This window comes from Fictibacillus phosphorivorans (assembly GCF_001619875.1).
Lineage (GTDB): Bacteria > Bacillota > Bacilli > Bacillales > Fictibacillaceae > Fictibacillus > Fictibacillus phosphorivorans_B.
In genome coordinates, this window is the sequence record NZ_LRFC01000013.1 from 1 (window position 1) to 11,736 (window position 11,736).

An 11,736-nucleotide genomic window follows, 5' to 3' on the forward strand; every position below is an offset into this window, starting at 1 on the left:
CTTAGGAAATGGAATTTACTTCTTTCCAGCTGAAACGGATCCGGAAAAGATTAAAACAGCAGAAGAGAAACAAGCAGCATGGTTCGCATCTTTTATTGCTGAAACGGAAGGGATGAGTGATTCAGCTTGAAAAAGTTCTTTTACTCTCTTATCTGCAAAATAAGAGGCAAACATAAAATCTATTGGTCTACCAACACCTGTAAATGTGGTTATAAAAGGAGTGGTGGATAATGTCTGAGGTCAACGCATTTATGAATGGTTATGAACTAGGTCCTGAACTTCGTTGTAATCATTGCAGTGAGGTATTTTACGGAAGCCATGAATGTCAGATGGATAAACTCAAATCCGAAGTACAACGCTTACAAGTGGAGAATGTAGCTTACAAAGAAGACCAACGAAAAGCACTAAAAATATTAAATAATATTAGTGTTGTAATAGTACCCAAGTTAGAAAACAAACTAAAGAAATCTCAACAGAAGGTGGAGAGGTTGGAGAAGGCATTAAATTTCTATGCTGACCCTAATTCCTACATTACAGACATTGTAGGAATGACAATCAAAGCTACTGTAATGATTGATAAAGGCTATCACGCAAAACAAGCACTAGAAGTCGAAAGGCAAAAGCTCCTTGAACGAGCGAAAGACTTCAAGTATGTACCTGGTCATGGTCCCAATTTAGAGAACATGACCAACGAACAACTGAAAAAGTACAACAATGTAATGGAATCAGTTTTTAAAGATGCTTTTGAAACGGAGGGGAAGGAATGAGCAGAAAGCAATGGTTTCCCATTCGATTAAAAACTAGTCGCATTAATTCACTGGGACATTGGTATTTCAGAAGAAATGGACTTTATGGGCAAGTATTTGCAATTGGAAAAGTACGTATTGTTTTGGGTGATTAAAGAAAGGTAGTTCTCTTAAACAATTAAATAACTGGAGGAATCAATCATGGCAAACATTATCAATCTATCAAGTTTCGCTGAAGGAGCAGTTGCAGAACGTTTTAACGCTGAACTTCAAAAGATTTTAGAAAACATCGCTGATCCGAACACAGATGCAGCAAAGGTAAGAAAGCTCACATTAACTCTTTCTTTTAAAGCAGATGAGAAGCGAGACATTGTCGTTACAAGCATTCAAGCCAAATCAGCATTATCACCTGCAAAACATATTGAAACAAAGATCGTAATGGATCTTGATAATCGTGGAAATGTAACCGGTGCCGAATTGAAATCAGGGATTAAAGGTCAGTCATATATCACTGAAGATGGTGAAGTTGAAACTGATGTAGGCGAAAAAGTAATCAGCTTCAAGCAACAAAGCAAGTAATTAAAAATTCAAATTAACTGGAGGAAAATAAAATGATTAAAACTGCAATCGAATATATCGTCGGTCTTGGTAACACAAAAATCGAGGAGATTAACGGTCAGCAATATTCAACTGAAAGACTGCACCTCGTTCCTGAAGCTACTCCTGAATCACTTAAAGTAAGATCTCTTTCAGGCTTGGTTGAATATCTGAAATCTGAGTTTGATGAAGATGAGTTTGACGGGAAGATGATCCATGTTGTAAGTCCAACTGAGGTGCTGGTGTTTAGTACATACAACCAGGACTACAGCAGAAATGAATACATTCGAGCTCAAGCTATGCTGCCGGAATACTCTTTTGATAGGTTCTATAGTTCAGAAGACTTCAACATCAAATTACAATCAGCTTTCGTGAAGAATGAAGATCGTGACATCATGCTAAAAGTTGTTGGAAACATCAAGGAAGAGAATGTAAACACAGTTGGAGATGATGGGGTTTCCCAGTCTGTTGTAGCTAAAACAGGAGTTGCTACTGTCGGAAATGTGCTGGTACCAAATCCAGTAGTTCTCAAACCATATCGAACATTCGTTGAAGTTGATCAGCCAGAAAGTGATTTCATCTTCCGAATGAAGAACGGTCCTGCCTGCGCTTTGTTTGAAGCTGATGGTGGAGCTTGGAAGTTAGCAGCCATGACTAACATTAAGAAATTCTTGCAAGAAGAATTGAGTGGAGAGATTGAAAAAGGACAGCTGGTAATCATCGCTTAAAGAATAACCCTCCTGCTTTTCTGCTTGAAGGGCAGGAGTTCATCAAATTTGGATGAGGTGAACAGTATGTCACAGGGAAATCGCGGCATGGCTTTTGAAATGCTGCTGAATTTGATTAATCAGATGTACGCCAAACAAAAGGTAGCCTTAATAAATAAACGCCCTACGCCGGTAAAAGTGCTAAAGAGCAAAGGGACAAAGGTATTGAACGGATTCTACGAAGCTCCCAGTACAGTGGATTATGACGGTGTGTACAAAGGTAGGGCGATTGCATTTGAAGCTAAGTCGGTTGGTATTGATCGCTTTGATTTGAAAAACCTTCATCAACACCAGATAGATTATCTGGAGAAGGTTGATAATATGGGTGGAGTAAGTTTTGTACTCATTGAATTTCGTTCAACAAAGCAAATATTCTTCGTTCCATATTCAACGATTAAACATTACGTTCATCACGCTTTAAAAGGTGGAAGAAAGAGTATACCTTTGGTTGATCTTGAAGTATATGCTTTCGAAGTTAAAAGAACAAAACGCAGCACACTCGATTATCTGGAATGGGTGGACAAGCTGATTGGCGAGGTCGCTGTGTAATGCTGAAGGCTAAATGCATAGATGATGGCGGTGCTTTGAATCTGGAGATTGGTGACGAGTATTTCGTCACTCCTTCAGATGATGGATATTATTTGTATTGCTACCGGTTTCCGAATAGCAAAAATGCCTACTTTGGAGTTTACCCATCAAGGCTATTCAAACTCTTAGAAGCTGCACCAGTTATTGAAAAAGGAAAGTGGTATACCGGCGAGCTTGTGAACTCAGAAAACTACAAGCTGGAGTACAAACAATATTTTCTCAGATTGAACCAAAAAACACACGTTTATTTCTACAGCGGTATTGATAAATCAGGATTCCAGGGTTGTTTTCCTCTCGAGTGGTTTAAGGATATTCGAGAGGAAGCGGAATCGGACATGACCGGACAAGAAGTGCAAGAAAACGTACACGAAACGGAAGAATCTGAACCAATAACTCCGGTTATCGTACAAGAGACCGGGCAATTCGAACAGATGAGTTTATTTTAAAGGCGGAGATTAGCTTGAAAGACTACAGCAAGATCAGACTCTATGATCTGAACAAACTTTGTCACAAAAAAGATCCAGAAGCACTTAAAGAGTGGAAACGAAGATGGATTGCGGATTGGCCTTCAATGGATGGCCAGATAAAGGTTAAAGAGAAAAAATAGAAGCCCAGAACCAACAGGCTCGTTAAAAAGGAGAATAGAAAAATGGATATCTCGGTTAACGAACAAACACAAACGTTCTATTAAGCATGCGATACATGGAAGCCAATGGTTGGACACCAAATCAGAGTAGGTAAATATCACTTCTGTGCGATTCCTGTACGAGGATATATAAATGTTTCAGAAATTACTACGGGTTCAAGAGTGTTTAATTTTCCTATAAATGTAGAGATGATGTTGGTTACAGAGTCAAAAGAGGGAGCTATATCCTTATTTCAAAAGATAGGTGAGTCTTTAAAGAACATTATTAATAGCGATGATAATTTCGATTTAAAACTTAAAATGATGAGAAAAACAGCTATTGAACGTTTGGGTGAAATGCCGCCGATTGAAGATTATGATTCTACTTGGCTTTTTGCTGAAGAAAGTGATGTGTTGAATTAAAGCTAAAGGAAAGGGTGAAATAAATGGGAAACGAGCACCAGTTAAATAATTTGGTTGCTGAAAAGGTTATGGAGTGGGAGTTCGACGTCGATAGCGAGTCATGGATCACCGAATTTGGCAACTTACTTTTTATTGATGGGGTAGACAGTGAGTGGAATCCATCTACTGATATTCAAGACGCTTGGTGGGTAGTAGAGAAGTTTTTCAGAGTAGAAATCGAGACTGGTAATGGAGCAAAAGAACATCTTGTCACAATCAGAGATGAATCAGGTTGGACAATAGCATATCATTACGGAAAAACAGTTCAGGAAGCGATTTGTTATGCATCCTTAAAGGCCTGTGGTGTTCAAATAGAGACATTAAAAAGCACCAGTTGAGCGGAACCTGTTTGGCAAAAATAACCCTGGGGTGGTTCTTATGAGTGAAAAACCAAGCGGTAAATTAAGCAACGTTGAATTTGAAATGATGGTTGACGAGATGATCAGAACTCTTCCGTATACGATCAAATACCATGTTGAACTTTCTAAGCTATACAAGAGCAGGTACGATTCACTAATAGCTGCAGGGTTCTCTGATAAAGAAGCATTGGAAATCGTGAAAGCAAGAGGTATAGAGTAAACTTCTAAGCTGGTGGGGTAGATGATGAAACAAAGTAAACTAAGGGGGTATTGCTTTGCGATTAAATGATCTAGAAATTAATCCTTCTACCCAGAAACTAGAAATTGATATAATGGAAAAAACTTCATCTTTTATGATTGTAGTGTGTGACGGTAAAGCAAGAATGACAGAGCTGCCGGTTCATGGTGAAACAAAGATCATCACACATCAGGGTAAGGTGAAGCGTGTTAAGTGGGATGAGGGGGAAGATTTCTGAAAGAGAAAACAGTAGTTGAGGAATGCTCAGGTTTATTGAATTGTGTATCACCTGATGCGTGGATACAAACATTCGGAAGTTTAATTGGTTCATTAATCGGAGCGTTTTTGGCAGGTTATTTTGCAGTAAGAGTAATGAAAAATCAATTGGATAATGAAAAAAATATTACATTAAGAAGTTCTTTAGAAACATTTCTTAAATTCAATATAAAATTTCAACACCAAGTTCATAATGTAGCGTTCGCTATAAAAGAAATAAATAAACTTATAACTAAAATAGAATTTGAATATGAGGATTATGCCAAATTACAGTTAGCTTGCGATAAGTTCTCAGAATATATTAGTATGATCCAGGATTTACCTGAAGATGAAGTAAGATTAGAAATTCATTCAAAATATAAGAATATTCAAAGTAATTTAGGACTTTTGCACAGTATAGCTGCTCTTTTTCCGGAAAGTAAACAAGGCAGAAGAGAAGAGCTAGTAAAAGAATTTGCTGAAAGAACTGAAATACTAGAATATGAATTAAGTTTTTTTCTGAAGTATGTAAATGAAATTGAAGAGAAGTTAAGAAAATTATCTTAAGTTCTACCAGTCAACTGGAGGACACTGATCGAAAGCAGGGACAAGCCCCCTGCCCTGATTGGTGTCTTTTTTTACGTTCTTATAGGGGTATAAGGGGTCTTCAACATAGGTTTCGCAGCTATACCTCACATTTATGGAGGTGCGATAAGCAATGAACACATTAAATGATCAGTTAAAGAAGTGGAAAAATAAAAATCAACCGGTTCCAGTTAAGAAGAAAAGAAATAATGCTGAGATTTCACAGCAAGCTCATTGTGAGAAATTAACGGACAGAGATTTAAAAGATCTCATGGGGATGAATAGACAAACACTTAAAAGACACAAAGGTTCTTACAGACAGAGATAAAGGGGGGCTTCATTTGAAAACTTGGGTCGAGAACATTAAAGAAGAATATAATCTTAGCAAAAAGGTTTTAGAAGAATATAGAGAAAAATTAGATCTAGATAATCCTAAAAACAAAGAAGAGGACAAGATTGTCGGTGAAATGATATCGGACATGAAATATGCGCTTGATTGGTTGAACAGAGGGAGAAGACCAGGGAATCGTCGCGGGGCTGATCGTCGCTCTGTATACCAACGAACTTCACTAATGGAAATGGATATCTTTCCGGATCTAAATCTAAATCATTCAAAACGTTTCCTACAGGATGACGAAAAAGTAATGATTGTTGATGTCCTATTAGAACTATCTGCACGCGAAAGACAATGCTATCTTCTTCATATGGCACAAGGAATGAGTTATGCAGCCATTGCTGAAGAATTAAATCTTTCAAGGCGTACAATCCAGCAATATGTTGAACGGGCAAAAGCCAAGATTAAAAATAAAGTTGCATAATTTTTGTTTTTGACGTGCAAATGACGTTCAAACGCCACCTATTATTGAAAAGAGTTTGCAGGAAAATATCTCCTTTTGTCGAAAACAAGCGGCAGAAGGAGGTGATAAATAATGGGTTTTAAACTTGATGGTTTTGACGAATTCGAAAAAAAGTTAAATCAAATGGCTGAGACTGCTAAAGAATATGAGGATGGTAAAAGTGTAGATTTCAACCAACTTTTTAACCAAGGTTTTATGGTTGAATACACTGATTTCAAATCAATTGATGAATTCTTTGAGAAAAGTCCGTTCACTGTTAACACACAAGAAGATCTTGAACAGTTAGATGAATCTCAGTTAGATGGCTGGGTAAAAGAAATAACAAGGTTTTCAACTTGGGAAGAAATGTTAGGGAAAGCCGGCACAGAACATTTAGCTAAAGAATTAGGATTTAAATAGGGATTGAAGGGTCACTCAAATGAGTGGCTTTTTCTTTTGCTACAAAACAAACAAATAAACATGGGGGTGGGTGATATGTAGTGGCAAGAGCAAGAAGTCCAAGTCGAGATAAAGCTTTCGAATTGTGGAAAGAAAGTGGCGGTAAGCGTTTATTAAAAGACATTGCTGCTGAATTAGATGTCACAGACACTCAGGTTCGAAAGTGGAAGAATCAAGATAAATGGGATGAACAATTGAAAGGTAACGTTACCATTCCCAAAAGGAACGTTACTAATAAGTCGAACACTCCTAAAAAGCCTGGAGGACAAGCAGGGAACAAAGGGAACCCTAATCCTAAACATAAATTTCCGAATCACAACAGCATAGCTACAAAACATGGTCTTTTTAGTAAGTTTCTGCATGAAGAACAAATAGAGATCATTGAAGTGATGAGTAATTTAGACATCGCTGATCAAATATGGTTTCAGATAGAAATTAAATTTTCCGCAATTGTTCGAATGCAAAAGATTATGTGGGTAAATGATGATAACGATCACTTGAAAGAAGAAAGTGGAAGTAGCTGGGCAGATGGTGGAGGAAGTGAGTCATTTAAAGTTTCATTCGCTTACGAACGCTATGAGTCTTACATTAAAGCTCAAGCAAGAGCGATGGCTGAGTATAGGAATCTAGTAAAACAATTTCTGGACCTAGCGCATGATGAAGACGAGAGAAGATTAAAACTTGAACAAATGAGGCTTGGAATTGAGAAGACTAAAGCTGAAATCGATAATATGAACGACGATGAGAATGATGCTCCAATAGAAATCGTCATAAAGAGAAAAGGTGAGCGGTCATGATTGAGAAAGAAGTGAACCCTCACTTTGAAGATTTCCTTTTTGATTGGAGTACAAAGACTCAATTTCTTGTCGGTGGATATGGCAGTTCAAAAAGCTATCATGTTGCATTAAAAATCATACTTAAACTTTTGTCTGAAAAGCGTAAAGCTCTGGTGGTTCGTGAGGTTTACGAAACACATAAAGACAGTACCTTTTCTCTGTTTACTGAAATCGTAGAGGATTTAGGATTGCTTGATGATTCGGGTAGAAAAAAAGTGGCCAAGGGAAAAATCAGACCAAAAGAAAGTCCATATGAATTGAAGTTCTCGAACGGCTCTAAGATCATCTTTAAAGGGATGGATAAACCTGCAAAATTGAAGTCCATTAACAACATTTCTCTTATCTGGTTAGAAGAGTGTTCTGAAATTAAATATGCCGGCTTTAAAGAGCTCCTTGGACGTCTTCGTCATCCGACATTGCAGCTGCACATGATTTTATCTACGAATCCAATCGGTGAAGACAACTGGACATTCAAACACTTCTTTAAAGATGAGTTAAAAAATCGTCTGGTTTTAGATGATTCAGAGTTATATGAAAAGAGAACAGTGGTTGTAAACGATACCTACTACCATCACTCTACAGCTGACGATAATCTTTTTCTTCCGGAAAGTTATATTGCCCAGCTTGATGAATTGAAAGAATATGATCCAGACCTTTACCGTATCGCTCGGAAAGGTCGTTTTGGCGTTAACGGGGTTAAAGTTCTTCCTCAGTTTGAGGTTTGGGAACATGAGGATGTAATGAATGCTATCAATCGTTTAGCACACCCGATTAAACGGGTCGGTATGGACTTTGGATTTGAGGAATCTTATAACGCAGTTGTGCGACTTGCTATCGATCGCGATAAGAAATACCTCTATATCTACTGGGAATATTACAAAAACAAGATGACCGATGACAAGACGGCCAAAGAATTAAATGAATTTAAAGTGTCTAAAGAGCTCATTAAAGGGGACTCAGCTGAACCTAAAACAATTGAGTTTTTTAAACAAAACGGATTTAACATACGTGGTGCTAAGAAGTTTCAAGGTTCACGGCTGCAGTATACGAAAAAGGTCAAACGCTTTAAGAAAATTATTTGCTCTAAGCAATGTACCAACACGATATACGAGTTGAAGCCATTGACTTACAAGAAAAACAAGCAGGATGAAATTATTCCGGATGAGTTTAACCTGGATCCACATACTTTAAGTGCCATTTGGTACGCGCTTGATGATTATGAGGTTTCTGACTTGAAAGGTCCTTTAGATCGATATAAACGTCTTATGAATGTGAGATAGGGAGGTGAGGAAGTGAAAACAATAGATAAAGCAAAGAGCATGCGGAATGACTTTATGATTGGCAATGGGAAAGGACATTCTAAGGATGCTCTTGTCAGACAGCAACCAGGATTAAGAAGGAGGCTGACTCACCAGCAGCTATCCAACCTTTATGCTGATAATCGGATCATTCAGAATATCATAGATATACCTGCCGAAGACATGACGCGCAGCTGGTTCACGTTGAAGATGAAGGATGAAACCTTAAAAAACAATATTATGAGCAAATTAAGAGATCTCAAAGCAAAAGAAGCATTTGAAAAGATGCGTACTTTTGAGCGTTTACGTGGAGATGGATTCATTTCATTAGGTGTTACTCAATCAACTGCCTTTAATTTGTCGGACAAGCTGGATGAAACGAAATTGAAGAAACTTGATTACATTCATGCTTTTTCTGGAATGAAGGTTGAAGACTTCATATTGAACGAGGACATGTTCAGTTTGAATTATGGTCAGGTCGAAATGTTCAAAATGAATCGTAGATCTAAAATAGGTGAACAGATCGCTGGTGTTTCTCAAGATCAAGTTCATGCTTCTAGAGTTATTCACGATCAAACACGAAGGCTTGAAGATGAGTACAGAGGGCAGCCGTTACTGGAACCCCTATATGACATCATCACGATTTTAGATACTTCTCTTTGGTCTGTCGGTCAAATGCTCTATGATTTTGCATTTAAGGTATATAAATCAGATGGTATTGAGAACATGAGTAGCGAAGAAAAATCAGAACTCGGAATGCTCATGGATTATATGTTCCGAACTGAAGCACTCGCAATTATCGGGACCAGTGAAGAGCTTAAGAAAGAAGGTACACCAATAGGTGGCATAAAAGAGCTGCTTGATTACGTGTGGGAGATGTTGGCCGGTGCTGCAAGAATGCCTAAATCAGTTATTAAAGGTCAAGAGGCTGGAACGATAACTGGTGCTCAATATGATGTAATGAACTACTATTCTCGTATTGCTGCACAACAAGAAAACGAAATGCGTCCACATTTAGAACGTTTGATTCGATTGTTGTTGTGGTCCTCAGATGAATTAGGCGGCAGCATTGATCCAGCAACTATTGAATGGGAGCTCAAATTCAATCCATTGTGGGAAGTCGATTCGAAAACAGATGCTGAAATCCGGAAGATTGTTGCAGAGACAGACAACATTTACATCACAAACGGTGTAATTATGGCTGATGAAGTAAGAGAGACAAGGTTCGGTAGCTCTGGCCTTACAAACGTCTTGAAATTCACTGGGGACGATGCCGATATCGAGAAAATGGCTCTTGAAGTTTACCGAGCATATAAAGGTCGTGGGAAAGATGCCTAAAATCGCCCCTCCTACACGTTTTCCTGATGCTGTGGCACTCTCGTATTACCGAGGCATGAAACGTTTAATTTCAGCTTTAAAGAAGCTCTCTCTTGAAGTGTTTGATGAGCAGATAAAGCCCGAGGTTGTAAATTATAAAAAAAGATATGACTCCACGTTTATTGAAGATGGACCTTTAGATATCATTCAGAGGGCAATCGATATTATTAAAGGGTTATCGCTTGGGATTTTTACTTCTAGTGAGGTCCATTCGATCGCAAACACATTTGTGAATGGTGTGAATGTATTTAATAAATCGAATGTACAGAAACAAGGTGCTATCAAAGGTATTGATCCTACAGCATACGAACCTTGGCTGCAGGAGTATATGAGAGCTTCTGTTTCGGAGAATGTTAGGTACATCAGCAAGCTCCGTGATGATTACTTTACAGACATCGAAACCATCGTTATGCAAGGTGTTAAAAGAGGGCATAGTCCTAAACAAATTCGCGATGAATTAGTCGAGCGTGTGGGATTGTCCTTAAAACGCGCTGAATTCATCGCTATTGATCAGGCTGGCACCATTCTTGGACAAATGACAGCTAAAAGACATCAGCAGATGGGAGTTTCGAAGTTTACTTGGGTAACTTCTAAGGACGAGCGAGTGAGGAAGACTCATAAAGAGCTGGATAACGAAGTTTTTTCTTATTTAGATCCACCAACTGTAGGTAAACGTAAAGTGTTACCTGGAGAAGATTATCGTTGCCGGTGTGTTGCAAGACCAATATTTGATTAGAGGAGGAAAAGACGTGTCTAAAAATAAAGTTACATCAGAGCAAGTGGAAAGCATTATGCAAGCCTCTGAATTCGAAGTTTTTCATCGAGTATTTGATAAGCAATGCCTAGTGGTCGCTAAGCTTCCGAATGGATTTACAGTGGTCGGAGAATCTGCTTGTGTGGATCCTGACAATTATGTCGAAGAGATTGGTGAAAAGTTGGCGAAAGAGCGAATCAAGAACCGAATTTGGGAATTAGAAGGTTATTCACTTCAAAATTTTTACCATAATGCTCATACAGCTTTTACTGATGCAATGGAAAGAGAATTTGATGGACCGAAAAGATAGCAAGAATCTCGAATCCATCGCAAAGTCATTAGCTGGCATAGATAAATCCTTAAAAGTAATAGCTTCCAGTATGGCTCCTGAGCAAGAAGAGCATAAACCTCTTCCCACAGCAGAGGAAATATACAATGGTAAACCCTTCCGCAAAGGATAGGGTTATTTTTATGCGTTTAGAAAGGGGGTGATGATGTGTGAAGATGCAACGTTATGACAAAGTCATGATCAATGACTATAGCGAAACAGAAGAAGGTTATTTGACCGTATGCGTACCTATTACTCGCCCTGGGGTGTTCCCCTATCAAAGGCAAGATGGAACGATTCAGATGGAGGCTAAGCTGCCGGAGGATATTTTTAGCGATCGTACTATTCGTTCAGCTAAGTCCAAACCAGTAACAGACGATCATCCAAATGAACCGGTCAACCTTAAAAACTATAATCGCTATGCAAAAGGTCTGTCCCATACGGATGCAAGAGTGGAGGATTTAAAACTCTATGTATCTATGACCATTACCGATGAAGAACTTATTCAAAAGATATATGACGGCAAAAGAGAAATCAGTATCGGCTTTATGTCCGATGTAGTGGCTGAATCTGGAGCTTATAATGGCCAATCTTATGAATTTGTTCAGAGGAATGTAGAAATTAAT

The 11,736-nt window shown here is 38.3% G+C and carries 20 protein-coding genes and 1 pseudogene; all 21 read left to right on the forward strand.

All coding sequences use genetic code 11. From position 1 onward, the window contains the following. Nucleotides 1-230: 230 nt before the first annotated feature. Entirely contained in the window at nucleotides 231-767 is a 537-nt protein-coding gene (locus AWM68_RS21360; RefSeq protein ID WP_156488354.1) for a hypothetical protein, read from the forward strand. Next, on the forward strand, nucleotides 764-901 hold the full coding sequence (locus tag AWM68_RS21365; RefSeq protein WP_156488355.1) for a hypothetical protein: 138 nt from the start codon (nucleotides 764-766) through the stop codon (nucleotides 899-901). The genes AWM68_RS21360 and AWM68_RS21365 overlap by 4 nt, the downstream gene beginning before the upstream one ends. A 46-nt stretch (nucleotides 902-947) precedes the next feature. Beyond that, on the forward strand, nucleotides 948-1,325 hold the full coding sequence (locus AWM68_RS08845; RefSeq protein WP_231868403.1) for a replication terminator protein: 378 nt from the start codon (nucleotides 948-950) through the stop codon (nucleotides 1,323-1,325). A 32-nt stretch (nucleotides 1,326-1,357) separates the two neighbouring features. Then, a complete protein-coding gene (locus tag AWM68_RS08850) occupies nucleotides 1,358-2,071 on the forward strand; it encodes a hypothetical protein (RefSeq protein WP_066240117.1) in 714 nt (237 codons plus the stop codon). 66 nt (nucleotides 2,072-2,137) lie between these two features. After that, nucleotides 2,138-2,641, forward strand: a pseudogene (locus tag AWM68_RS08855) (Holliday junction resolvase RecU); the annotation flags it as partial. A 17-nt stretch (nucleotides 2,642-2,658) separates the two neighbouring features. Further along, nucleotides 2,659-3,144, forward strand: a complete 486-nt coding sequence (locus AWM68_RS08860; protein WP_066240120.1) for a hypothetical protein — start codon at nucleotides 2,659-2,661, stop codon at nucleotides 3,142-3,144. A gap of 14 nt (nucleotides 3,145-3,158) precedes the next feature. Beyond that, entirely contained in the window at nucleotides 3,159-3,305 is a 147-nt protein-coding gene (locus AWM68_RS21370; RefSeq protein WP_156488356.1) for a hypothetical protein, read from the forward strand. Nucleotides 3,306-3,410: 105 nt separating this feature from the next. Continuing rightward, the gene (locus AWM68_RS08865; RefSeq protein WP_231868404.1) at nucleotides 3,411-3,746 is read left to right on the forward strand and encodes a hypothetical protein; all 336 of its coding nucleotides are present in this window, start codon (nucleotides 3,411-3,413) and stop codon (nucleotides 3,744-3,746) included. A gap of 23 nt (nucleotides 3,747-3,769) precedes the next feature. Continuing rightward, on the forward strand, nucleotides 3,770-4,123 hold the full coding sequence (locus tag AWM68_RS08870; protein WP_066240123.1) for a BC1872 family protein: 354 nt from the start codon (nucleotides 3,770-3,772) through the stop codon (nucleotides 4,121-4,123). A gap of 40 nt (nucleotides 4,124-4,163) precedes the next feature. Then, entirely contained in the window at nucleotides 4,164-4,364 is a 201-nt protein-coding gene (locus AWM68_RS08875; protein ID WP_066240125.1) for a hypothetical protein, read from the forward strand. A 55-nt stretch (nucleotides 4,365-4,419) separates the two neighbouring features. Next, nucleotides 4,420-4,620, forward strand: a complete 201-nt coding sequence (locus AWM68_RS08880) for an XtrA/YqaO family protein (RefSeq protein ID WP_066240128.1) — start codon at nucleotides 4,420-4,422, stop codon at nucleotides 4,618-4,620. A 35-nt stretch (nucleotides 4,621-4,655) separates the two neighbouring features. After that, a complete protein-coding gene (locus AWM68_RS08885; protein ID WP_066240131.1) occupies nucleotides 4,656-5,204 on the forward strand; it encodes a hypothetical protein in 549 nt (182 codons plus the stop codon). Nucleotides 5,205-5,355: 151 nt separating this feature from the next. Continuing rightward, nucleotides 5,356-5,550: a hypothetical protein gene (locus tag AWM68_RS08890; protein WP_066240134.1), complete on the forward strand. Its 195-nt coding sequence runs from the start codon at nucleotides 5,356-5,358 to the stop codon at nucleotides 5,548-5,550. 13 nt (nucleotides 5,551-5,563) lie between these two features. Further along, nucleotides 5,564-6,040 (forward strand): sigma-70 family RNA polymerase sigma factor, encoded by a 477-nt coding sequence (locus AWM68_RS08895; RefSeq protein WP_066240139.1) that lies wholly within the window; start codon nucleotides 5,564-5,566, stop codon nucleotides 6,038-6,040. 111 nt (nucleotides 6,041-6,151) lie between these two features. After that, entirely contained in the window at nucleotides 6,152-6,478 is a 327-nt protein-coding gene (locus tag AWM68_RS08900) for a hypothetical protein (protein WP_066240141.1), read from the forward strand. Between the two features lie 80 nt (nucleotides 6,479-6,558). Beyond that, on the forward strand, nucleotides 6,559-7,314 hold the full coding sequence (terS, locus tag AWM68_RS08905) for a phage terminase small subunit (protein ID WP_066240144.1): 756 nt from the start codon (nucleotides 6,559-6,561) through the stop codon (nucleotides 7,312-7,314). Next, nucleotides 7,314-8,633, forward strand: coding sequence for a PBSX family phage terminase large subunit (locus AWM68_RS08910; protein WP_156488357.1), 1,320 nt, complete (start codon nucleotides 7,314-7,316; stop codon nucleotides 8,631-8,633). The genes terS and AWM68_RS08910 overlap by 1 nt, the downstream gene beginning before the upstream one ends. Nucleotides 8,634-8,645: 12 nt before the next feature. Continuing rightward, nucleotides 8,646-9,989: a DUF1073 domain-containing protein gene (locus AWM68_RS08915; RefSeq protein ID WP_231868405.1), complete on the forward strand. Its 1,344-nt coding sequence runs from the start codon at nucleotides 8,646-8,648 to the stop codon at nucleotides 9,987-9,989. Next, nucleotides 9,982-10,764, forward strand: a complete 783-nt coding sequence (locus AWM68_RS08920; RefSeq protein WP_066240149.1) for a minor capsid protein — start codon at nucleotides 9,982-9,984, stop codon at nucleotides 10,762-10,764. Before AWM68_RS08915 ends, AWM68_RS08920 begins: the two co-directional genes overlap by 8 nt. A 13-nt stretch (nucleotides 10,765-10,777) precedes the next feature. After that, nucleotides 10,778-11,092, forward strand: coding sequence for a Gp49 family protein (locus tag AWM68_RS21030; RefSeq protein ID WP_082820646.1), 315 nt, complete (start codon nucleotides 10,778-10,780; stop codon nucleotides 11,090-11,092). Between the two features lie 194 nt (nucleotides 11,093-11,286). Further along, nucleotides 11,287-11,736: DUF2213 domain-containing protein (locus AWM68_RS08930; protein ID WP_156488358.1), on the forward strand; the 450-nt coding region annotated here is incomplete at its 3' end.

What these genes read in the sequence shown, in the direction of transcription:
- AWM68_RS21360 (WP_156488354.1), top strand. Translation starts at nt 231, where the DNA reads ATGTCTGAGGTCAACGCATTTATGAATGGTTATGAACTAGGTCCTGAA.
- AWM68_RS21365 (WP_156488355.1), top strand. Translation starts at nt 764, where the DNA reads ATGAGCAGAAAGCAATGGTTTCCCATTCGATTAAAAACTAGTCGCATT.
- AWM68_RS08845 (WP_231868403.1), top strand. Translation starts at nt 948, where the DNA reads ATGGCAAACATTATCAATCTATCAAGTTTCGCTGAAGGAGCAGTTGCA.
- AWM68_RS08850 (WP_066240117.1), top strand. Translation starts at nt 1,358, where the DNA reads ATGATTAAAACTGCAATCGAATATATCGTCGGTCTTGGTAACACAAAA.
- AWM68_RS08860 (WP_066240120.1), top strand. Translation starts at nt 2,659, where the DNA reads ATGCTGAAGGCTAAATGCATAGATGATGGCGGTGCTTTGAATCTGGAG.
- AWM68_RS08865 (WP_231868404.1), top strand. Translation starts at nt 3,411, where the DNA reads ATGGTTGGACACCAAATCAGAGTAGGTAAATATCACTTCTGTGCGATT.
- AWM68_RS08870 (WP_066240123.1), top strand. Translation starts at nt 3,770, where the DNA reads ATGGGAAACGAGCACCAGTTAAATAATTTGGTTGCTGAAAAGGTTATG.
- AWM68_RS08875 (WP_066240125.1), top strand. Translation starts at nt 4,164, where the DNA reads ATGAGTGAAAAACCAAGCGGTAAATTAAGCAACGTTGAATTTGAAATG.
- AWM68_RS08890 (WP_066240134.1), top strand. Translation starts at nt 5,356, where the DNA reads ATGAACACATTAAATGATCAGTTAAAGAAGTGGAAAAATAAAAATCAA.
- AWM68_RS08900 (WP_066240141.1), top strand. Translation starts at nt 6,152, where the DNA reads ATGGGTTTTAAACTTGATGGTTTTGACGAATTCGAAAAAAAGTTAAAT.
- AWM68_RS08920 (WP_066240149.1), top strand. Translation starts at nt 9,982, where the DNA reads ATGCCTAAAATCGCCCCTCCTACACGTTTTCCTGATGCTGTGGCACTC.